At 72.8% G+C, this 20,512-nt stretch carries 20 protein-coding genes and 1 pseudogene; 13 read left to right on the top strand and 8 right to left on the bottom strand.

Features of this window, described 5'->3' with window-relative positions; all coding sequences use genetic code 11:
- Positions 1-40 precede the first annotated feature (40 nt).
- The 5 genes from HNR10_RS27080 to HNR10_RS27060 all read left to right on the top strand — a co-directional run bounded on the left by HNR10_RS27080 (position 41) and on the right by HNR10_RS27060 (position 4,134).
- Positions 41-622, top strand: a complete 582-nt coding sequence (locus HNR10_RS27080) for an RNA polymerase sigma factor (RefSeq protein ID WP_053619580.1) — start codon at positions 41-43, stop codon at positions 620-622.
- On the top strand, positions 619-1,419 hold the full coding sequence (locus tag HNR10_RS27075; protein ID WP_179828370.1) for a zf-HC2 domain-containing protein: 801 nt from the start codon (positions 619-621) through the stop codon (positions 1,417-1,419). The genes HNR10_RS27080 and HNR10_RS27075 overlap by 4 nt, the downstream gene beginning before the upstream one ends.
- Positions 1,416-2,306, top strand: a complete 891-nt coding sequence (locus HNR10_RS27070; RefSeq protein WP_179828368.1) for an ABC transporter ATP-binding protein — start codon at positions 1,416-1,418, stop codon at positions 2,304-2,306. The genes HNR10_RS27075 and HNR10_RS27070 overlap by 4 nt, the downstream gene beginning before the upstream one ends.
- Positions 2,303-3,817: a hypothetical protein gene (locus HNR10_RS27065; RefSeq protein WP_179828359.1), complete on the top strand. Its 1,515-nt coding sequence runs from the start codon at positions 2,303-2,305 to the stop codon at positions 3,815-3,817. The genes HNR10_RS27070 and HNR10_RS27065 overlap by 4 nt, the downstream gene beginning before the upstream one ends.
- 77 nt (positions 3,818-3,894) lie before the next feature.
- Positions 3,895-4,134, top strand: a complete 240-nt coding sequence (locus HNR10_RS27060; protein WP_179828358.1) for a FitA-like ribbon-helix-helix domain-containing protein — start codon at positions 3,895-3,897, stop codon at positions 4,132-4,134.
- 456 nt (positions 4,135-4,590) lie between these two features.
- Here HNR10_RS27060 and HNR10_RS27055 read toward each other — a convergent pair whose 3' ends face one another.
- Positions 4,591-5,973: an MFS transporter gene (locus HNR10_RS27055; protein ID WP_179828349.1), complete on the bottom strand. Its 1,383-nt coding sequence runs from the start codon at positions 5,971-5,973 to the stop codon at positions 4,591-4,593.
- A 580-nt stretch (positions 5,974-6,553) separates the two neighbouring features.
- Here HNR10_RS27055 and HNR10_RS27050 point away from each other — a divergent pair.
- Positions 6,554-6,706, top strand: a pseudogene (locus HNR10_RS27050) (DUF397 domain-containing protein); the annotation flags it as partial.
- A gap of 99 nt (positions 6,707-6,805) precedes the next feature.
- Here the strand turns inward: HNR10_RS27050 and HNR10_RS27045 are convergent.
- Complete coding sequence (locus tag HNR10_RS27045) at positions 6,806-8,101, bottom strand: class I SAM-dependent RNA methyltransferase (RefSeq protein ID WP_179828347.1); 1,296 nt, start codon at positions 8,099-8,101, stop codon at positions 6,806-6,808.
- 177 nt (positions 8,102-8,278) lie between these two features.
- On the opposite strand from HNR10_RS27045, the gene HNR10_RS27040 reads away from it, so the two are divergent.
- From HNR10_RS27040 to HNR10_RS27030, 3 genes are read left to right on the top strand one after another with little or no spacing between them, the layout of a single operon-like run.
- Complete coding sequence (locus HNR10_RS27040; RefSeq protein WP_179828345.1) at positions 8,279-8,959, top strand: potassium channel family protein; 681 nt, start codon at positions 8,279-8,281, stop codon at positions 8,957-8,959.
- Positions 8,952-9,650 carry a potassium channel family protein gene (locus tag HNR10_RS27035; RefSeq protein WP_179828343.1) on the top strand — a complete coding sequence of 233 codons (699 nt, stop codon included), beginning with the start codon at positions 8,952-8,954 and terminating at the stop codon, positions 9,648-9,650. The genes HNR10_RS27040 and HNR10_RS27035 overlap by 8 nt, the downstream gene beginning before the upstream one ends.
- 28 nt (positions 9,651-9,678) lie before the next feature.
- Positions 9,679-10,428, top strand: a complete 750-nt coding sequence (locus HNR10_RS27030) for a hypothetical protein (RefSeq protein WP_179828341.1) — start codon at positions 9,679-9,681, stop codon at positions 10,426-10,428.
- 16 nt (positions 10,429-10,444) lie between these two features.
- Here HNR10_RS27030 and HNR10_RS27025 read toward each other — a convergent pair whose 3' ends face one another.
- Entirely contained in the window at positions 10,445-11,185 is a 741-nt protein-coding gene (locus HNR10_RS27025) for a DUF3159 domain-containing protein (protein ID WP_179828339.1), read from the bottom strand.
- Between the two features lie 354 nt (positions 11,186-11,539).
- On the opposite strand from HNR10_RS27025, the gene HNR10_RS32220 reads away from it, so the two are divergent.
- The 3 genes from HNR10_RS32220 to HNR10_RS27010 are packed head-to-tail and all read left to right on the top strand — an operon-like array spanning position 11,540 to position 13,634.
- Positions 11,540-12,355, top strand: a complete 816-nt coding sequence (locus HNR10_RS32220) for a serpin family protein (protein ID WP_179828337.1) — start codon at positions 11,540-11,542, stop codon at positions 12,353-12,355.
- Positions 12,262-12,531, top strand: coding sequence for a serpin family protein (locus HNR10_RS31840; RefSeq protein ID WP_179828335.1), 270 nt, complete (start codon positions 12,262-12,264; stop codon positions 12,529-12,531). The genes HNR10_RS32220 and HNR10_RS31840 overlap by 94 nt, the downstream gene beginning before the upstream one ends.
- Entirely contained in the window at positions 12,528-13,634 is a 1,107-nt protein-coding gene (locus HNR10_RS27010; protein ID WP_179828333.1) for a serpin family protein, read from the top strand. The genes HNR10_RS31840 and HNR10_RS27010 overlap by 4 nt, the downstream gene beginning before the upstream one ends.
- A 493-nt stretch (positions 13,635-14,127) precedes the next feature.
- On the opposite strand, the gene HNR10_RS27005 is transcribed toward HNR10_RS27010, so the two are convergent.
- The 4 genes from HNR10_RS27005 to valS form a co-directional block, all read right to left on the bottom strand.
- Positions 14,128-14,865 carry a PIG-L deacetylase family protein gene (locus HNR10_RS27005; protein ID WP_179828331.1) on the bottom strand — a complete coding sequence of 246 codons (738 nt, stop codon included), beginning with the start codon at positions 14,863-14,865 and terminating at the stop codon, positions 14,128-14,130.
- A gap of 79 nt (positions 14,866-14,944) precedes the next feature.
- A complete protein-coding gene (locus HNR10_RS27000; RefSeq protein ID WP_179828329.1) occupies positions 14,945-15,763 on the bottom strand; it encodes a DUF3710 domain-containing protein in 819 nt (272 codons plus the stop codon).
- 60 nt (positions 15,764-15,823) lie between these two features.
- Entirely contained in the window at positions 15,824-16,300 is a 477-nt protein-coding gene (gene dut, locus HNR10_RS26995) for a dUTP diphosphatase (RefSeq protein ID WP_179828326.1), read from the bottom strand.
- An 84-nt stretch (positions 16,301-16,384) separates the two neighbouring features.
- On the bottom strand, positions 16,385-18,958 hold the full coding sequence (valS, locus tag HNR10_RS26990) for a valine--tRNA ligase (RefSeq protein WP_179828324.1): 2,574 nt from the start codon (positions 18,956-18,958) through the stop codon (positions 16,385-16,387).
- Positions 18,959-19,140: 182 nt separating this feature from the next.
- Here valS and HNR10_RS26985 point away from each other — a divergent pair, with 182 nt between their 5' ends.
- Positions 19,141-19,428 (top strand): DUF4235 domain-containing protein, encoded by a 288-nt coding sequence (locus HNR10_RS26985; protein WP_179828322.1) that lies wholly within the window; start codon positions 19,141-19,143, stop codon positions 19,426-19,428.
- A gap of 73 nt (positions 19,429-19,501) precedes the next feature.
- Here HNR10_RS26985 and HNR10_RS26980 read toward each other — a convergent pair whose 3' ends face one another.
- On the bottom strand, positions 19,502-20,368 hold the full coding sequence (locus HNR10_RS26980) for a hypothetical protein (protein ID WP_179828320.1): 867 nt from the start codon (positions 20,366-20,368) through the stop codon (positions 19,502-19,504).
- Between the last annotated feature and the right edge of the window lie 144 nt (positions 20,369-20,512).

Genomic DNA, 20,512 nt, shown 5'->3' with positions numbered 1-20,512 from the left:
GGCCGAACCGAACCCCGCCACGACCGCGATAAGCCATCACGTGAAGCTGCTCCGCCGCGCCCGACGACGCGCCCCCTCGCCCGACAGCACCGACGCGGTGCTGCTCGCGGCCGTCGCCGACGGTTCCACCGAAGCCCTGGAAACACTGCACCGCAGACACGCCCCCTGGCTGCGCGCCCGGCTGCGCTACCGCTGTTCGGACCCCGACCAACTCGACGCCGCGCTCCAGGAGACCTTCCTGGCGGTGTGGAAGAACGCCGGATCGTTCACACCCCGCCCCGGCGACCCCGACGCCGGTGCCTGGCTGTGGACCATCGCGATCCGGCAGCTGATCTCCCAGCTGCGCAAACGGGCCAACCGGTGGATCGCCGACAGCGACTCCGAACCCTACGAGACCATCGGCGACGCCTCCGCCGAGGACACCGTGCTGCTCAACATCGAGCACGGGCCACTGGGCGCCGCCCTGCACACCCTGTCCCCCGAACTGCGTTCGGCCATCCAGGCCACCGTCCTGGACGGACTCACCGTGCGTGAGGCCGCCGAGATCCTCCAGATCCCGGAGGGAACGGTCAAGACACGGGTGATGCGCGCCAAGGCACGTCTACGGGAGGCCCTGACATGAGCTGGCACCTGACCCCCGCCCAAGTCGACGAGTACGTGTCGTCCACCGTCGACGACGTCACCGCCATGTCCGTGGAGGCCCACCTCATGCACTGCCCGCCCTGCCGGTCCCTGGTACCGGCCGACGAGGCGTGGCTGGCCGACAGCTGGGCCGACCTGCGCGACATCGTGGACCGGCCCCGCGTCGGCCTCCTGGAGCGCGGCCTGACCGCTGTGGGCCTGCGGCAGACCACCGCCAAACTCCTGACCGCCACCCCGCAGCTGTACCGCGCCTGGCTCGTGGCCACCGTGGTGGTCCTGGGCGCCGCCCTGCTGATCGCCTACCACCTGCCGCGCGGCTCCCTGCTGTTCGCCTTCACCGCGCCCGTCGTACCCCTGGTCGGCGTCGCCGTCGCCTACGGGCGCGGCGTGGACCCCGCCCACACGCTCACCTCGGTCACACCGATGGCGGGGCAGCGGCTGCTGTTCCTGCGCTCGTGCGCGGTCCTGTTCCCCGCCCTGGTGATGTGCACGGCGGCCGCGGTGCTCATGCCCTCCCCCACGACCCTGTGGAACGCCGGGTTCTGGCTGCTGCCGTCCCTGACGCTGGTCGCCGGATCGCTCGTGCTCAGCCGCTGGATGCACATGAGCGCCGCCGGCGCCGCGGTGGGCGGCCTGTGGGTGCTCGCCATGGTGCTGTTCGCCGTCACCGACCAGGTCTCGGTCCTGGAACTCTTCGCCCCCGTGTCCCAGTTGTGGTGGGCCGCCGCGCTGGCCGCCCTGATCGCCGCGATCGTCCTGAGGGTGAGGCCGGCGTGAGTGCTCCGACCACGATCACCGCGCCGATCCACGCACGCGGCCTGGTGCGCCGGTACGGATCGCGCAACGCCCTGGACGGCGTCGACCTGGACCTGGGGGCGGGGGTCACCGGGCTCCTGGGCCGCAACGGCGCGGGCAAGACCACGCTCCTGCGCAGCCTGGCCACGGACCTGGACGTCAGCGCCGGCCGGCTGCGGGTGCTGGGCCGCGATCCCGGCGACGCCGCCGAGCGCACCGAGATCCGGCGCCGGCTGGGCTACCTGCCGCAGAACCCGGAGTTCTACCCGCACTTCACCGCGTTCGGGCTGCTGGACTACATGGCGGTGCTCAAGGAACTGGGCGGGCGCCGGGCCCGCCACGACGAGATCCGCCGGAGCCTGGACCGCGTGGGCCTGACCGAGCGCCGGCACACCAGGGTGCGGCGCCTGTCGGGGGGCATGCGTCAGCGGCTGGCTCTGGCCGCGGCGCTGATGGGCGACCCCGAACTGCTGCTGCTCGACGAGCCGACCGTCGGCCTGGACCCGGAACAACGCATCCTGTTCCGCAATCTGGTCTCGGAACTGGCCGTGCGCAGCACCGTGGTGCTGTCCACCCACCAGATCGAGGACGTGTCGGCGCTGTGCCAGCGGGTGGTGTGCCTTGACCGGGGGCGGGTGGTCTTCGACGGCACGCCGGCCACGCTGATCGGCCGGGCCCGCGGCCACGTGTGGGAGCAGACGGGCCGTCCCGGGGACGGGGTCACCACGTGGCGGCTGGCCGACGGCCGCTACCGCGTCCTGACCACGCGGCGCGGCGAACCGGCGCCGTCCGGCGACCGGACCGCCGTCGAACCCACCCTGGAGGACGCCTACCTCCTGCTGACGGGCGTGCAGCGGGGCGCGCGGTGAGCCGAACGGCCACCTTCGCGCGACTGGCGGCGTTCGACGCGCGCCGGATGGCCGTCAACCCGCTGCTGTGGCTGGGCACGGCCCTGGCGGTCTACCTCTACGCCTGGCCGCGCTACTGGGTGGCGACGGCCCCCACCCTCGCGGAGTACTACTCCGCCCTGGAGGGCGCCGCCGCGGTGGTCGCGGCCACGATGGCCGCCGTGGTCTGCTTCCCGGCGATGCGCGAGGTCGCCCACTCGCGGCGGACCATCGCCGTCCTGGGGCCGGTGGGCCGCCTGATGGCCCTGAGCACGGCGTCGGCCCTGATCACCACCACCGTCATGGCGGCGGTCGCGCTGCTGGACCCGTTCCTGCGGTCCGCTCCCCTCGCCGGCACGCTGAGCCCGCTGGCCCACCCCGCCCCGTTCCTGGTCGCGGCCGCGGGGCCGCTGGCGGCGATCGCCGTGGTCGCCTGGACGCGCACCTACGCGCCGCTGATCGCCCTGTCCCTGGCCGTCCCGGCCCTGCTGCTGTACCGGTACTCCGTGACGGACATGGGCCTGGAGACGGCCGTCTACCAGATGTCCCGGGTGACCGACCTGGTCCAGCGCCCGTTCGGCTTCCGGAGCCCGGCCGTCATCCCGCTGGCCGCGCTACAGCTCGCCTACACGGCCCTGGCGACGGCCGTACTGGTCGCGGTCGTCGCGGCCGTGCGCGCCCGGCCGGCCCGGCGCGGGGCCCTGCTGGCGGCCGCGGCCGTGCTGCTGGTCGGCGTGGCCGGAACCGTCGGCTACGGGCGCCTGGCCTACACCACCGAGACGGCCTTCCCCGACGAGGCGATCCACGGGGCCTCCGCCGAACAGTGCCAGGTCCGCGACGGCATCACGTACTGCCCCCTGCCCGGCTACGAGGCCTGGGTGGACGAGTGGCACGGCGCGATCGGACCGTCCATGGCCCTGCTGCCCGAGGCCGCCCACGACGACCTGCCCGTGGTGTGGCAGGACGGGGACGCCTACAACCGGAAGCTGGACGTCCCGTCCGACCGCGCCGTGACGGTGTACGAGTACCTGGAGACCGAGGAGCCGTACACGCGGTCGATCCTGGTCGGTTCGGCCGCCCTGGCCACGCTGGGCCTGGGCGAGTACGACTGGGAGTGGTGCCGGGGCACCGGGCAGTCGAGGTTCGTGGTCGTGGCCTGGCTCGCGAGCACCGCGCACGAGGTCCCCGCGGCCGACCGGCGGGAGGCCGCGGCCATGATGCTCAGCAGCTACTCCCCCTCGGCGGCCGACCTGGAGCTGCTGCGGGCCCTGATCGACGACGTGCCCCGGCAGCGGACGGCGGAGGCCCTGGCGGAGCGGTGGGTGCCGCTGTCCACCCCGGAGGGCACGACCCTGGAGCTGGCCGAGCTGGTGGGGGTGTCCCTCACCGGGAGCGCGGACACCAAGGCCACGGTGGCCGAATGGGAGCGGATCTTCCCCGAGCTCGAGCCGGAGGTCTACCAGACCTGGGGCGAGATCGCCGACTGCGCCTGACCGGCCCACGGTTCGTCCGAAGACGAGCAGACGCACGCATTGCATGCACTGCATGCTGCGGTCTTCCCATGACCAATGTGAGCATCAGAGACGTACCGGAAGAAGTCGTCAACAGGGTCCGTTCCCACGCTGCCAGCCAGGGAAAGAGCCTTCAGGCCTATGTTCGCGAACTCCTGGAGCGCGACGCCCGGACCGCACCCGCAAGCCACGAGGGCACCCGGGGGACTCGCCTGATCATGCGCCTACAGGCTCTCGAACAGCGGAACGAATACGCCCATATGAGTACGGATGAGTACCTGGAGCGCATCCGTGGCTGACACGCTGATCGACTCCCGCGTCCTCATCGACGTCATCAAGGAAGACGCCGCTTGGGCCGAGTGGTCGGCGATCGTGCTGGCCGAGGCGGCCGACACCGGACGCGTGGTCATCAGCCAGTTGGTGTATGCCGAGGTGTCCTTGTGCCTGGCCGACCCGGGCCAGTTGGACGCCGCCCTCGACGACCTCGTGGACCGTGAGGACCTGCCGTGGAAGGCGGCCGAGCTCGCGGCGGCCGCGCACGCCGAGTACGGCAGGCGGGGAGGAAGCAAGAGGAAGCAAGACGTCGCCCATGCCGGACTTCTCTATCGGCGCCCACGCGGCTGTGCGTGGATATCGACTCTTGACACGGAACAGGAAGGACTTCATGAGCTACTTCCCCGGTCTGGACATCACCGCCCCCCTGAAATGCGAAGGACGAGATCGCCGACTGCGCCTGACCGGCCCAGGCCCGCGTCTCATCCGGTGACGACGCCCCGACGGTCCCGTTCCCCGTGCCGCGACCTGGCGCGGGTCGGGCGCCTGCGGTAGGACGACCAGGTCACCAGCGCGCACACCAGGTAGAACACGACGAACACCGCGAACGCCGGCACGGCCGTGTCCCACCGGGTGTAGGACTCGCGCAGGGCCATGTTGATGCCGACACCGCCCAGTGCCCCCACCGCGCCGATCATGCCGAGCAGTGTGCTGGAGGTGTGCTCGGCCCGTGCCCGTGCCTCCTCCGCGGGCACGCCCCTGGCCGCCAGGTCCTGGGCGCGGGCCGCGTACACGGACGGGATCATCTTGTAGGTGGACCCGTTGCAGATCCCGGTGAGCGCGAACATGGCGGCGAAGACCGCGACGAACAACAGCACCGACCCCGCCGCCAGGGCGGGGACCACCAGCGTGCCGACGGCCGCCATGCCGAGGAAGGCCCGCAGGGTGACGCGCGCGCCGCCGAAGCGGTCGGCGAGCCAGCCGCCGAGCGGACGGATCACGGAACCGACCAGCGGCCCCACGAACGCGATGGACGCCGCCTCCAGCGGAGTACGGCCGAACTCGTCCTGGAGGAGCAGGCCGAACGCGAACCCGAAGCCGATGAACGAGCCGAACGCGCCCACGTAGAGCAGCGACATGATCCAGAAGTGGCGTTCACCGAAGGCGCGCAGCCGCGTCCGCGCTCCGGTGCGCGCGTGCGCCAGGTTGTCCATGAACCGCCACGCCACCCACACGCCCAGCGCGAGCGCGGGCAGGAACAACAGCGGCAGGAGGTGGCCGACCGCCGCACCCGCCACGGCGATCACGGCGAGTCCGGCGAACTGCACCGAGGCCACCCCGACGTTGCCGCCGCCCGCGTTCAGACCCAGGGCCAGGCCCTTGTGGTGCTCGGGGAAGAAGTAGTTGATGTTGGTCATCGACGACGCGAAGTTGCCGCCGCCCAGGCCGGCCGTGGCCGCCAGGGCGAGGAAGACGGGGAAGGGCGTCTCGGGCCGCTGCATGAGGACGGCGGCCAGCACCGTGGGCACGAACAGCAGCGCCACCGAGACCATCGTCCACGTGCGGCCGCCCACCCGCGGCGCGAGCAGGGTGTAGGGCACCCGCAGCACGGCACCGACCAGGGCGACGGCCGAGACGAGCAGGAACTTCTGCCCGCCGGTGAAGGCGAACCCGGCCTCGGGCGTCATGAACAGCACGAGCACCGACCACAGGCTCCACACGCAGAAGCCCAGGTGCTCGGTCGCGATCGAGGCCCACAGGTTGCGGTTGGCGACGGTGAAGCCGTGTTCGTCCCAGAAGCGGGTGTCCTCCGGGTCCCACCGGGTGATCCAGCGCGGACGTCGGGCGAGGCGTTCGGAGTCCATGGGGGGTCCTCAGGAAGGGGATACCGACCCCGACGACGCTAGGAAGGCGCGATGTCGGCGGTGGTGCCCTCCCATGACGCACCCGCAACAGGGGTCTCACTCTGGACGGTCGGCCCTGTGAGTTCGGACCAACCTCGCAAAGTGGTCGGCGAAGGACGCCGCACGTGAGCGAATCCGCAGGTCCGGAAGCCGTCCGCCCCTGGCCGACCACCCCCGGGCTAGAGGTCGTCGAACGAGTCCTCACCCGGCCGGGTCGGGTGGACGCGCCACGTCCGGCGTCTTCGGCTCCCCGGTGTCGGACCGGGCACGTGTCTCTGCGATCGCCTGGTCCACCCGTCCGGCAGGGGCCAGGAGCATCACCCATCTCGAACCACTCCTCCGACATGCCGCCGTCGCGTCGGGCCAGATCGTCGACCACGGCCAGGGCCTCGTCCGGCCGCCCCTGCTCGGTGAGGAGCGTGCCCAGCTCCTCGACGACCGGCGCCGTGCCGTCGCCGTCCCCGCGCAGCTCCAGGTGTCGCGCGAAGCGCTGGGCAGCGCGCCACCCAACGGCAGAAACTACGTCGAGGCGCGGCTGGACATGGCCGGGCAGTGGCACAAGTCCACGCACAGCGGCGGGAACGGCGGGGACTGTGTCGAGGTGGCTCGGAGTTCTGTCGGGGCGGCGATGCGGGACACGCAGAACCGCGACCGCGGGCACCTGGAGTTCCCCCTGGACGAGTGGAACGCGCTGATCACCGGGGTCGGCGCTTCCGTTCCCTCACACCCGCATGACGCACGAACGGCGCACGTCCCGGTCCGCTTCGGATCCGGGGCGTGCGCCGTCGTCATGTCAGTCCTGGTCCTGCTCCTGGTGGCGGCGGGCCTTGTGGACCGGCTCCAGCACGGCCAGGCACTCCACGTGGTGGGTCATCGGGAACGCGTCGAAGGCGCGGATGTCCATCAGCCGGTAACCGCTGCGCTCGAACTCCGCCAGGTCGCGGGCCAGCGTCGCCGGGTCGCACGAGACGTAGGCCACCGCGCGCGGCCGCATGCCCGTCACCGACCGCACGACCTTGACGCCCGCGCCCGCGCGGGGCGGGTCCAGCACGACGACGTCGGCGCGCACGTCCGCCCACTCGCGCAGCTGCGCGGCCACGTCGTTCTTCTCGACCCGGACCTGCTCCATGTCGCGCAGGTTGTAGGTGGCGTCGCGCACGGCCTCGGCCCCGCTCTCCACGCCCATCGCCCGGCCCTCGGGGCCCACGGCCTCGGCCAGCGCGCCGGTGAACAGCCCGGCGCCGCAGAACAGGTCCATGGCGGTCTCGCCGGGCAGGGGCTTGAGGGCGTCCATCACCGCGGCGGTCAGGACCTCTCCCGCCGCCGGGTGGACCTGCCAGAACCCGCCGGCGCTCACCCGGTACTCGCGCCCGGCGACCGTCTCGCGGACCCCGCGGCGACCGCGTACGGCCTGGACCCGGCCGCCCTTGAAGCGGCGCAGCACAGCGCTGGAGGCCTTCAGCTCCGGGAGCGTGGTCAGCCTGGCCTTGGTGGGAGTGACCACGACGGCGCGGTCGGCGCAGGTGGAGGAGGCGACCGCCTCGACGTCCTTGACGTCCGGCCAGCGCGTCTCGGTCACACCGAGCTCGGTCACGCCCGGGTGGGCGATCAGGCAGCGGTCCACGGGCTCGATGCCGTGGGCGCGGTGCCGGCGCAGGCCCGCGCGGCCCTCGTCGTCGACGGAGAAGCGGACCCGGGTACGCCAGCCCAGGCCGTCGGGGGTGCCGGGCAGCTCCTCGACCACGACCTCGCGCTCGATGCCCGCGATCCGGCTGAGCTGGTCGGAGACGACCTGCCCCTTCATCCGGCGCTGGGCCTCCAGGGAGGCGTGCTGCCAGTCGCAGCCGCCGCACTTGCCGGGGCCCGCGAAGGCGCAGGGCGCCTCGACGCGGTCCGGGGAGGCGGTCAGGATCTCGATGGCCTCACCGCGCAGGAAGCGGGTGGTCTCCTCGGTGACGCGCACGCGCACCCGCTCACCCGGCAGCGCGTGGCGGACGAACACCACCTGGTCGTCGTGGCGCCCCACGCACCACCCGCCGTGCGCGACGTCGTCGACGGTCAGTTCGTACTCGTTGCCCACACGGGTCACAAGGGTTCCTTCACTGGTCGGGTCACATTCCGGGTGACCCTGCACGCACAGCCACCGATCCTTACCAATCTAGGGCATGTTCAGCGGAAACTCGCCCGGCTGCGCCCTTGTGGCATGGTGTGATTGAGAGGGCTCGCGGGCGTGACGCGGCCAACGAGGCGACAGGGGTGCTGGCAGGTGCACATCGTGATCATGGGGTGCGGCCGGGTGGGGTCCACCCTGGCGCACACACTGGTGGACCTCGGGCACACCGTGGCGGTGATCGACCAGGATCCGGAGGCGTTCCGGCGGCTGCGGGGCTCGGTGTCCAAGCACGGGGTCCGCGGCGTGGGGCACGACCGGGAGGTCCTGCTGGCCGCCGGCATCGACCGCGCGGGCGCCTTCGCCGCGGTCAGCAACGGTGACAACTCCAACATCATCTCCGCCCGGGTCGCACGTGAGGCCTTCGGTGTGGAGAACGTGGTCGCGCGGATCTACGACCCCCGCCGCGCCGAGGTCTACCAGCGGCTGGGCATCCCCACGGTGGCGACCGTGCGGTGGACCGCCGACGCGGTCCTGCGCCGCATGGTGCCCGGTGACGGCCGCCTGACCGCCGGCCCCGAATGGCAGGACGCGTCCGGCACCCTGGCCATGACGGAGGTCACGCTGCCCGAGCACTGGGCCGGGCGCACGGTGGACGAGCTGGAGGGGCACGCGGACCTGCGGGTGGTGTACCTGGCCCGGCAGGGGCGGATCGTGCTCGCGGGCCCGGGCGGGCTCCTGGAGCGCGGCGACGTCCTGCACGTGGTCGGGCACGGGCGCGAACTGGAGGACACGGTGGGCCGCCTGGACGGCGACAACGGAACGGGGCGTGGTTGAGGTGCGGATCGCCATCGCGGGAGCCGGGAGCGTGGGGCGCTCCATCGCCACGGAGCTGGCGGGCAACGGCCACGACGTCCTGCTCATCGACCGCGACACGCGGGCGATCGGGGTCGACGACCTGCCCCAGGTGGAGTGGCTGCTCGCCGACGCCTGCGAGCTGGCCACGCTGGAGGACGCCCGGCTCGGCGACTTCGACGTGGTCATCGCGGCCAGCAGCGACGACAAGGTGAACCTGGTGGTCTCCCTGCTGGCCAAGACCGAGTTCGACGTGCCGCGGGTGATCGCCCGGATCAACGACCCCGTCAACGAGTGGCTGTTCAACGAGTCCTGGGGTGTGGACCTGGCGGTCTCCCCGCCGCGGCTGATCGCCGACCTGGTCGAGGGCGCCGCGGACGAGGACCTCGACGACGAGGGGACGCTGCCCCCGCTGCCCGGAGCGGAGATCGCCGAGTCGGTCCTGCACGCCGCCAGCCCGTTCGTGGGCGGCCCCGAACGCGAACTGACCCGGGCCCTGCCCAAGGGGGTGGCCCTGGTCGCCGTCCTGGGCTCGGGCGGAGTACGGCCGCCCGACCCCGGGCAGACGCTGTCGGTGGGCGCCACGGTGGTGTTCCTGGCCGAGCAGGACGCCCTCGACGCCCTGGAGCACCTGCTGGGACCGGTCGACGCCGAGGAGGACTCGGCGGGCTGACGTCCCCGCCGACTGCTAGCGTCCCGGCATGCCCTCACACACCTTCCACGTGATGCACGCCGACGGCCCCGTGGCCGACGACGCCGCGGGGACCCGCGTCGGCGGACTGCCGCTGCTGCCGCCCGGAACTCCGTGGCCGCGCTGCGCCGACGACTCGTGCCGCCGGAACCTCGCCTTCATGGGACAGATCGACCTGTCGGGGACCGGTCCGGCCGCCCCGGCCGAGGCGTCGGCCGAAGTGTCGGTGTCGGTGGAGGAGCGGAACGGATCGGTGCTCGCGCTGTTCCACTGCCTGGACTGGTGCGTGCAGACGGGGACGATGTACGGCTCGTCCCACGCGGCCTTCCTCTTCCCGTGTGCGGGGCTCGTGGCCACGGAGCCGCCCGGTGGATCGGAAGGGCCGCTCGACCGCGAGGGGGACCGGATGGTCCTGCCCGCCGCGGGGATCGCGGTCACACCGATCGAGGTGGAACCGTCCGACGATCCCGACGATCCCGAGGACGACCCGCCCGTGTCCTTCTACCAGGGGCGGGACGCCTGGGTCGACCGTGAAGGCCACCCCTACGCGGACTTCCTCGGCCAGTGGGCGGGCGCGCCCACCTGGATCCAGGACGACGACACACCGGAGTGCGCCGCCTGCGGCCACGGCATGGACTTCGTCGCGCAGTTCAACTCCAGTGACCGCCACTACCGGCCGGTGTACTTCGGCGACTACGGCTACGGATACGTGTTCGCGTGCGAGCCGTGCGGCACCGCGGCGTTCCACGTCCAGGACTGAGCCCGAGGGCCGCGGGCTAGGCCTGCTCCCGCGAGTCGGGGTCGGCGGCCAGGGGGGTGCGGCCCCGGGCCAGCACCCACACCATGGCGGCGAAGGCGGCGACCTGCAGGGGCCAGCCCATCGCGACCTTGGAGAAGCCGAGCAGCGCGAAGGTGTCGGCCCACTCGTAGTGGTCGGCGAGCCAGAGCGGGTACTGCACCAGGACGCGGATCACGCACGGCAGCACCAGCAGCCAGGTGAGCCGCGAGGCCAGTCTGACCACCGCCGGGTCGGCCCGCCAGGAGGTGAAGTCCTCCTTGTGGCCGATGAACGGGCCGATCATCAGCCCGATCGCCGGCCATCGCACGAGTACGGAGATCGACAGCACCACCGCGTAGATCGCGTTGTAGTAGATGCCCGGGAGGAAGGCGTCGGCGGCGTTCCCGCTGCGCATGGCGAAGAGCGCGGCGATGCCGATCCCCAGCAGGCTGGTGATCACGTACTGCACCGAGGAGCGCTGGACGAGCCGGACGGCGCCGAGCAGCAGGGCCGCGGCCACACCGGCGTAGATCGACAGGCGCAGTTCGGAACTGATGATGTAGGAGATGGTGAACGTCAGCGTGGGGACGGCCGCCTCGACCATGCCGCGCTTGCCGCCCAGGGCCTTGGCCAGCTGGGCCCGGACCAGCGCCTCGACCGTGCCCTCGGTGACCTTCGGTGCTCCGGCCGCGTCGTCGGCGGGAGCGCCCTCTCCGGCGTCCCGCTGCTGCTCAGTCATTCCGCTCCAGGGACAGGTTCCGTACTCTGGGCCCGCACCCTGCCGCCTCCGCTCCCACGGACGGCGGACGGAGCGACCCGCCATGGCCTCCCACCCTATTTCACGGACGGGCGCCCCCGGGGCGGCGCCGGAGCGGCCATCGCGGCCGTCGAGCCCACTTGTCGCCTTTCGAGCCCTCTTGTCCCGTGTCCGACCTCACACCTCGCACGCATCCGTATCCGGACCGTTGCCCTCGCGCCCCCGACTCACCCCCCAGGAGCCCCGTATGGACACTCCCCCGTACCCCCTGTCGCTCGCCTTCGCCGCCTGGATGGACCCGGCGCGCGGGGCCGGACCCGTGAGCGGTGGGAGTGGGTGCTGGGAGCGGATCCCGAGCGCTGCCTCGCGGAGCTGGACCCCGCGGTCGCCGACGAGCCTGGACTGGACCTGGCCACCGCCAACGACATCCACGTGAGCGCCGACACGCCCCTGCGCCCGGAGTTCCGCGCCCGCTTCCACGCGCGGGCCAACGCCGCCGTGCACCCGGCGGACTTCGCGGGCGACGCCGCCGGCGTGCGCGCCCGCATCAACGACGGCGTCGCTCGCACCACCCGGGGCCTGGTCACCGACCTGCTCCAGCCGGCGGACGTCACGCCGGAGACCGCGATGCTCCTGGTCAACGTCCTCTGGATGAAGGCCGTGTGGACACAGCCCTTCGACGTCGAACTCACCCGCGACCGCCCCTTCCACGCCCCCGGCGGCACGCACCCGGCCCCCACCATGCACCGGACGGGCCCCATGCACTACGCCCAGGCGAACGGCTGGCGCATGGTCACACTGGCGGGCCGCCACGGGGTGTCCCTGGACGTGCTGCTGCCCGAGGACGGCCAGGAGGCACCCGGAACCGCCGACCTGGCGGCCCTCTACCAGCGGCGCAGGACGGAGCAGGTACGGCTGGCGCTGCCCCGCTTCCGGGCGGAGTCCAGGCGCGAGCTGGGCGAGCCGCTGCGCGGGCTGGGCGCGACCGGCCTGTTCGACGGGGACTACGGCGGCATCTCCGGCTCCCCCTGTACCTGGGCGAGATCATCCACCAGGCCGTGTTCAGGGTCGACGAACGGGGCGCGGAGGGCGCCGCCGCCACCGCGGTCGCGATGCCGGGGAGCGCGCCGCGCGAGACCGCGTTCACCGTGACCGTCGACCGGCCGTTCCTGTTCGTGCTGCGCCGGCGGGGCGCGGTCCTGTTCCTGGGTCGGGTGACCGATCCCGAGGACCCCGTTGCGCCGGCTGAGCGGGAACGCTGGCGGGAGGCACCGCGACTCCGTATTGTGGCCACACCAGACGACCGCCGACGGGAGCCACGCCGATGAAGCCGCCCGCGCGGCCGCGTACGGACCACCTGGAGTTCGCCGCCGCCCTGGACCGCGCCCTGACCCGGGAGGGCGTGTCGCACGTGTGGTCACCGCACTCGGTGGGCACCGTCCTGGGCCTGCTCGCCACGGCGGCGTCCGCGCGCACCCGGGACGAACTGGTGGGGCTGCTCGGGGAGGACCTCCCCGGGCAGCTCACCGCCCTGGACGAGGCCGTGGCCGGAGCGGACGGCCTCGACCTGGCCACGCTCAACGGCCTCTACGTCCCCGACGACCTGCCGCTGCGGGCCGCCTTCGCGGACCGGGTCCGCTCGCGCACCGGCGCCGAGGTCGAGGGCGCGGCCTTCCGGGACGACCCCGAGGGCGTGCGAGAGCGCGTCAACGGCAAGGTCTCCGACGTGACGCGCGGCCTCATCCCGCGGCTGCTCCCCTTCGGCAGCGTCGACCCCGCCACACGCCTGCTCCTGGTCAACGCCCTGTGGGTGAAGATGGTGTGGTCCGAGCCGTTCGAGGTGGCCGCCACCCGCGAGCGGGCCTTCCACGCGCCGGACGGCCGGCGCCGCGTCGCCACCATGCACCGCACCGGGCGGATGCCCTACGCCTCCGCGGCGGGCTGGAGCATGGTCAGCCTGGAGGGGGAGCACGACCTCGCGCTGGACGTGCTCCTGCCCGACGCCCGACCACCGGCCCTGCCCCCGGTGACCGCCGAGGCGCTGACCGCCCTGTACAGGGGCCTGCGCCGCACCCAGGTCGAACTGGCGTTGCCCCGCTTCGCCGTCGACACCGACTCCGCCCTGCTCGAACCGCTGGCGTCCCTGGGGGTCGCCGAGTTCGCCACGGACGCCGCCCGCTTCGACGGGATCAGCGAGGAACCGCTCAGGGTCGACGCGCTGCTGCACCAGTCGGTGCTGCGCGTGGACGAGAAGGGCGCCGAGGGGGCCGCGGCCACCGCCGCGGTCATGGTGATGGCGGCCGCCGTGCCGACCGCCCCGGTGCGCTTCACCGTCGACCGGCCGTTCGTGGTGGTCCTGCGCCGCCGCGAGGCCGTCCTGTTCCTGGGCCGGGTGACCGACCCCGACGACCCGGGCCCCGCCCAGGACTGAGCCGAACCGGCCGGGCGCCGTCCCCCAGGGGCCCATCCGAGCCAAAGCCGCCACCCTCACCGGAACCACAGGGGGGGTGGAGGTGTTCTGCTCGCGGACCCCAGGGGTTGCCTGCCGCGTCTCCCTGGGGGTCGAAGGTGAACGATCCCACCCACCACGACCCTCCGGGGGGTTGCAGGTCAACGATTCCGCTCGTCGGGACCACAGGCGTTGGACGCCGGCCGTCCAGCCTGCCGTACCCCCCGGGGGTTGCAGGTCAACGGTCCGGCTCACCTCAACCCCAGGGGGTCTATCCGGGCCAAAGCAGGAAGGACTGCGCCGCAGGCGTCCGTTGAGGGTGGTGGCGGGCGACGGCGTGGGAACGAGCGGAGGCCCAAAGAAAACACAGCTAGAACGCCGACGGGTCCTGGAGTGGCTGGAGGTGGGTCCGTGAGGAACGAGCGGGCACACCGGAAGCCGCGAAGGCCCCGTCTCAAAGGCGCCCGAACCCGGTCTAGCCGTCGAAGACCTCGAAGCCGGTCGCGAGGGGCACCCCGGCCCACGCGCCCGCCTGGGCCGCGGCCTGCGGAAGGAAGGACTCCTGGTCGAAGCCGTCGAGGTTGGACAGGTACACGGCGTGGTCGGCGAGGGAGGCCACCCCCGCCGCCAGGTGCTCCTCGCCCAGCTCCACGTAGTGGGTGGCGCGCGGTGAGCTGCCGAAGGCCACGAAGCGCACCTGAGACCACGGCTCGAGGCCGTCGGTGAGCTGTTCGGGGAACACCCACCGGTTGGCGGCGTCGCGGACCGCGTCCAGCAGGGCCGGGCCGAGCACCCGGTGGTCGGCGTGGTTGAAGAACCGCATGTCGCCGAAGTTCTCGCGGAAGTTGATGGAGACGACGACCTCGGGCCGGTGCCGGCGGATCGCCTCCGCCAGGGCGCGGCGCAACGGCAGGCCGTACTCCAGGGTGCCGTCGGGGAAGTCGAGGAACTCCACGGTGGTCACGCCGACGGTCGCCGCCGACGCGCGCTGCTCGGCCATGCGCACGGGCGCGCACTCCTCGGGCGGCAGGCTGTCGATACCGGCCTCGCCCTTGGTGACCAGGAGCTCGGTGACGTGCTTGCCCTGTCCGGTCCAGCGGGCGATCGCCGACGAGGCGCCGAATTCCAGGTCGTCCGGGTGGGCGACGACCGCCAAGGCCCGGCTCCAGTCCTCCGGGAGCGGCTGGGGAGCGCTGTTCTCGGTCTGTGTCATGGACCCCAGACTACGGAAGACAGCGCTTCCCCGCTCGTGTCGGCCGCCGGCCCGTACCGGCCGCCGTACCGCCCGCCGGTCAGGCCTTCTTGGGCCCCGAGGCCGTGCCCCCCGGCGAGTCGCCGTTCACGGAACCGCCCGCCGCGCGCTGGGCCGCCCGGGTCTTGGCCGCCTCGGCCATCTGCTCCTGGACCTTCTTGGGAACGGTGATGGTCAGCATGTCCCCCGGCGGCACCGGCTGGTCACCGCGGACCACGACGATGCCGGCGAAGATCTGCTCGACCTCGCCCATCTTCTCGGGCCGGATGGCGCCCTCGCCGCGGATCACTCCGTGCAGCAGCCAGCGCGGTCCGTCCACGCCGATGAAGCGCACCGGCTCGGCGACCTGCTTGCCGTCCTCGGTCGTGCGGCCCTTGACCGGCAGCAGGGCCTTGATCTCGGTACCGAAGGTGCCCTCGTGCTCCTCGGACCGGCCGCCCTCCTTGGCGATCTGGTCGAGGATCTCCGCGCGCCGCTCGTCCCACAGACCGGAGGTCTTGGGGGCGGCGAAGGGCCGGACCTGGAGCCAGGTCTTGCCCAGCACCAGCGTCACACCGATGATGCGCTGCTTGCCCTGGGCGTCCTTGGTGAGGTTCACCTGGATCTGGGACCCCTGCTGGACCGGCAGCCGGATGCTGCCCAGGTCCATCCGCTGGAGGTCGGGAGCGTCCTCACCGGCGTCCCAGGGCCCGTTGGCGCGGTGGCGGTCGGCCTCCTTGGGCGCGTGGGCCGTGGGCCGTTCGGGTTCGATCTCGTTGCCGAAGGAGACCGCCCCGGCGGCGCCCCGCCGAGGCTCCGGGGCTTCCTTCGCGGTTCTGTCGGTCTCCTGGTCCCGCTTCTTGCGGCGGCGTCCAAACACGCCTTCACCTCTCCGATTGACGTTGGTCCCGGGATCGCACCGGGGGATGTCTGGGGACGGTCACCGTTGTTCGGTGTGTCCCCCGGTCGAACCGAAACCACCCGCTCCGCGCGCGGACTCCGGCAGTGCGTCCGCCTCGACGAACTCCGCCCGTTCCACGCGCTGAACCACCATCTGGGCGATCCGGTCGCCGCGGGACAGCTTCACAGGCGCGTCCCGGTCGGTGTTGAGCAGGGTCACCTTGATCTCGCCCCGGTAGCCGGCGTCGACCGTTCCCGGGGCGTTGACGATGGTCAGGCCGCTCCGCGCGGCGAGCCCGGAGCGGGGGTGCACGAAGGCGGCATACCCCTCGGGCAGGGCGATCGCCAGACCGGTGGGGACGGTGGCGCGCTCTCCCGGTGCGAGGACGACGTCGGTCGTGGTGTACAGGTCGGCACCCGCGTCGCCGGGGTGCGCGTACTGGGGCAGCGGAAGTCCGGGGTCCAGGCGCTGGACCGTGATCGGAATCCGTCCGCCCTCCGGGGATGTGGTACTCACATCGGCCGAGCTTATCGCTCCCCAGACCCCGGCTCGGTGTGCAGCGCGGCCCCGGACCGTGGTCCGGGGCCGCGCATCGGCGTACTACTCCGCTTCGGGCGCGGGCAGGACCACCTCGACGGTGAGCTCACCGTCGTCGGTCACCTCGAAGTCGATCCCCGCGGCACGCCCGGCCGCGGCGATGTCCCCGGCCGCGGCCCGGGCCGACTCGGCCTGCTTGCCGGCCACCCGCACGTGCTCGACCTCGGCGCGCATGGACAGCTTGGCCTCGGACTTGGCCTTGCGGACCGCGCGCAGCACCTCGGCCGTGGCCGCCAGGACGGCGGGGTCGCCGTCGGCCGCGGCGGTGCGGTACCCGGCCGCCTGGGGCCAGGCCTGGGCGTGCACCGAACCGTCCTGCCACCAGCTCCAGACCTCTTCGGTGACGAAGGGCAGGAAGGGCGCGAACAGCTTGTGCAGCGCGCCCAGGGCGACGAGCAGCGCGGCACGGGCGGAGGCGCCCTCGGCGGCCTCGGTGTTGTAGGCGCGGGTCTTGACGAGTTCGAGGTAGTCGTCGCAGAAGTCCCAGAAGAAGCGCTCGGTGCGCTCCAGGGCCCGCGTGTGGTCGTAGGCGGCGAACGCGGCGGTGGCCTCGTCGACGACCTCGGCCAGCGCGGCCAGCATCGCCCGGTCCAGGGGCTCGGTGACCTGGGAGGGGTCGACGGAGGCGCCCTCACCGGCCACCGACATCACGAACTTGCTGGCGTTGAGGATCTTGATGGCCAGCCGTCGGCCGACCTTCATCTGGCCCTCGTCCATCGCGGTGTCGGTGCCCAGGCGGCCGCTGGCCGCCCAGTAGCGCACGGCGTCGGAGCTGTACTTCTCCAGCAGCGCCACGGGCGTGACGACGTTGCCCTTGGACTTGGACATCTTCTTGCGGTCCGGGTCCAGGATCCATCCGGAGATGCCGGTGGTGCGCCAGGGCAGCGTGCCGTTCTCGAAGTTGGCGCGCACGACCGTGGCGAACAGCCAGGTGCGGATGATGTCCTGGCCCTGGGGGCGCAGGTCCATCGGGAAGACCCGCTCGAAGAGGTCCTGGTCGCGTTCCCAGCCCGAGGCGATCTGCGGGGAGAGCGAGGAGGTCGCCCAGGTGTCCATGACGTCGGGGTCGCCCATGAACCCGCCCGGCCGGCCGCGCTGGGACTCGGTGTAGCCCTCCGGTGCCTGCGAGCTGGGGTCGATGGGCAGCTGGTCCTCGGAGGGCAGCAGCGGCTCGTCGTAGCGCGGGTTGCCGTCGCCGTCCAGCGGATACCAGACGGGGAAGGGCACGCCGAAGAAGCGCTGGCGGCTGACCAGCCAGTCGCCGTTGAGGCCCTCCACCCAGTTCTCGTAGCGCTGGCGCATGTGGTCCGGGTGCCAGACCAGCTCGCGGCCGCGCTGGACCAGCTGCGAGCGCAGCTCCTCGTCCCGGCCGCCGTTGCGGATGTACCACTGGCGGGTGGTGACGATCTCGAGCGGCTTGTCGCCCTTCTCGTAGAACTTCACCGGGTGGGTGATGGCCGTGGGCTCCCCGACGAGGTCGCCGCTCTCGCGCAGCATCTCCACGGTGCGCTCGCGGGCGGTGTGCATGGTGGCGCCGACCAGGCGCGCGTAGGCCTCCCGGCCCTGCTCGGGCAGGCCCGAGGGGGTCTCCGCGACGATGCGCCCGTCCCAGCCGATGATCGGCCGGGTGTCCAGGTCGAGCTCGCGCCACCAGGTGACGTCGGTGGTGTCGCCGAAGGTGCAGATCATCGCGATGCCGGACCCCTTCTCGGGGTCGGCCAGGCGGTGCGCCCGCACCGGGACCTCGACGCCGAAGACCGGCGTGCGCACGGTGGTGCCGAACAGGTGCTGGTAGCGCTCGTCGTCGGGGTGGGCGACCAGGGCCACGCAGGCGGCCAGCAGCTCGGGGCGGGTGGTCTCGATGTGGACCGGGTCGCCATCGGGCCGGTGGAAGGCGACCTTGTGGTAGGCGCTGGGGCGCTCCCGGTCCTCCAGCTCCGCCTGGGCGACGGCGGTGCGGAAGGTCACGTCCCACAGCGTGGGCGCCTCGGACATGTACGCCTCGCCGCGCGCCAGGTTGCGCAGGAAGGCGCGCTGGGCGGCGGTGCGGGAGTTGTCGTCGATGGTGGCGTAGGTGTGCCGCCAGTCGACGCTCAGCCCGAGGCGGCGCCAGATGGACTCGAAGACCTTCTCGTCCTCGGCCGTGAGCTGGTCGCACAGCTCGATGAAGTTGCGGCGGGAGATGGGGACCTGCCGCTTGGGGTCGGGCTTGGCCGGGGGCTGGAAGTCCGGGTCGTAGGCGACCGAGGGGTCGCAGCGCACGCCGTAGTAGTTCTGGACGCGGCGCTCGGTCGGCAGGCCGTTGTCGTCCCAGCCCATGGGGTAGAAGACGGCCTTGCCGTTCATGCGCTGGAAACGGGCGACGGTGTCGGTGTGCGTGTAGGAGAACACGTGTCCGATGTGCAGCGAACCCGAGACCGTGGGCGGCGGGGTGTCGATGGAGAAGACGTCCTCGCGGCTGCGGGTACGGTCGAAGTGGTAGACGCCGGACTCATCCCATACGTCGACCCACTTCGCCTCGATACCGTCCAGCGAGGGCTTGTCGGGCATGCGGAAGGAATGAGAGCCGTTGGTCATGCGCCAATGTTAGTGCTCTTCGACGCGTGTTCGCTCCGCCTTGTGGACAAGGTCCGCGCGGGAGCGGGGACGCCGTGTCGGGCCCCCTGTGTTCGCCGTGCCGGGCGTGAAAGGATTCCGTACGCAGAGGGTGCGCGGTCCGCGCACCGGCGTACGCACAACGGAAACGGTGAACGATTCACATGGCTAAGAAGGACGGCGGTGAACTCGGTCCCGCACTCCTCGGTTTCGCGGCGGGGTTCGCGGCGGAGTTCGTCACGCGCAAGGCCCTGACCTTCGCCTGGACCCGCGCCACCGGGGAGGAGCCCCCGACGGACCTGGAGTCCCCCGACGTGAGCCTCGGCCGCGCCTTGGGCTGGGCCGTCGTGGCCGGCGTGGGCGTGGAGGTGGCGCGGGTGCTGGCCGTGCGGGCCACCCGGAAGAAGGTGCACGGCTCGGCCGGCCTGGAGCCGGAGCTCGTATCCGACTGAGGGGCCCGGCCGCGCGCGGGCCGACCCCGGCGGGGGGCGGCGAGTGCCGCTCCCCCACCGGGGTCGGCCCGGGTCAGGACTCCAGTTCCCCGGGGTCCCCGCCGCGGGTGATGCTCTGGGCGCGCAGGTCGGCCCGGACCCTGGCGGCCAGCGCGCCGGTGGCCAGACGGTTGACGACGCCGCCGGCCGCGGCGCCGGTGAGGTAGGGCCCCAGAGTCGTGAGGTTGCGCCCCAGCAGCCGCAGCAGCCGGTCGCGCAGCGCGGTCTTGGCGGCCGCGCCGACGGCCAGCAGGAGCGTCTCCTCGGGCTTGGTGGGGTCCACGCCCCGGCGGTGCACCCACGCCCCGAGGTAGCCCGCGTTGCGGCGCAGGCCGCCGTCGGCGGTGACCGGGGCGTCGTAGAGCTCGTGCAGCTCACCGATGAGTTTGACCTCGACCGCGGCGACCAGCAGGGTCTCCGCGGCCAGGCGCGCGGGCGTGGCGAGCAGGAGCGGGGGCGCGGCCCACTGCACGGCCGAGAGGGCGCCCCCGGCCATGCCCACGGCGGTGGTGGCGCGCACCGCGGTGCGCTGGAGGGCGTCGGCGAGCTCCTCGCCGTCCAGGCCGCCGTGGTGGCGCACGAGTGTGGCGTGGTCGCGGATGGGGACGCGGGGGGCGATCTCCTCGGCGAAGGTCTCGCTCAGCCACCGCCCGGCGGCGACGCCGCGCAGTCCGGCGGACCGGGCACTGGCCCCCAGGGCACCGACGAGCTCGCGCAGCCGGCGGCGGCGCTCGGCCGCGCCCTCCCCCTCGGCGTCGCCCTCCACGGTCGCCAGCTCCTCGGAGAGGATGCGCCCCACGAGGACGCCCAGCTCACGGCGCTCGGCGTCGCGGCCCTCGCCCTCCCCGGGGTGCTCGTCCTCCCGGGGGCCGTCGTTCTCGGGCTGCTGGTCGTCGTGCACGGGCCCTCCCTCGTGTCCCCACGTCGCGGGTACCCCGCAGGGTACCCCCGCACGCGCGCGATGCGCCCCCGGAGGGGACGCATCGGGTCATGGCGCGTTCGGTCGGCCTGTCGGGGAACGGTTCTCGGAGCGGGACGGCGGGTG

Source organism: Nocardiopsis aegyptia (assembly GCF_013410755.1).
Lineage (GTDB): Bacteria > Actinomycetota > Actinomycetes > Streptosporangiales > Streptosporangiaceae > Nocardiopsis > Nocardiopsis aegyptia.
Note: the sequence above shows the minus strand (reverse complement) of the source record. Positions and strands in the feature narration are given on the sequence as shown.

What these genes read in the sequence shown, in the direction of transcription:
- HNR10_RS27075 (WP_179828370.1), top strand. Translation starts at nt 619, where the DNA reads ATGAGCTGGCACCTGACCCCCGCCCAAGTCGACGAGTACGTGTCGTCC.
- HNR10_RS27055 (WP_179828349.1), bottom strand. Translation starts at nt 5,973, where the DNA reads ATGGACTCCGAACGCCTCGCCCGACGTCCGCGCTGGATCACCCGGTGG.
- HNR10_RS27030 (WP_179828341.1), top strand. Translation starts at nt 9,679, where the DNA reads ATGCCCTCACACACCTTCCACGTGATGCACGCCGACGGCCCCGTGGCC.
- HNR10_RS27025 (WP_179828339.1), bottom strand. Translation starts at nt 11,185, where the DNA reads ATGACTGAGCAGCAGCGGGACGCCGGAGAGGGCGCTCCCGCCGACGAC.
- HNR10_RS27010 (WP_179828333.1), top strand. Translation starts at nt 12,528, where the DNA reads ATGAAGCCGCCCGCGCGGCCGCGTACGGACCACCTGGAGTTCGCCGCC.
- HNR10_RS27005 (WP_179828331.1), bottom strand. Translation starts at nt 14,865, where the DNA reads ATGACACAGACCGAGAACAGCGCTCCCCAGCCGCTCCCGGAGGACTGG.
- valS (WP_179828324.1), bottom strand. Translation starts at nt 18,958, where the DNA reads ATGACCAACGGCTCTCATTCCTTCCGCATGCCCGACAAGCCCTCGCTG.
- HNR10_RS26985 (WP_179828322.1), top strand. Translation starts at nt 19,141, where the DNA reads ATGGCTAAGAAGGACGGCGGTGAACTCGGTCCCGCACTCCTCGGTTTC.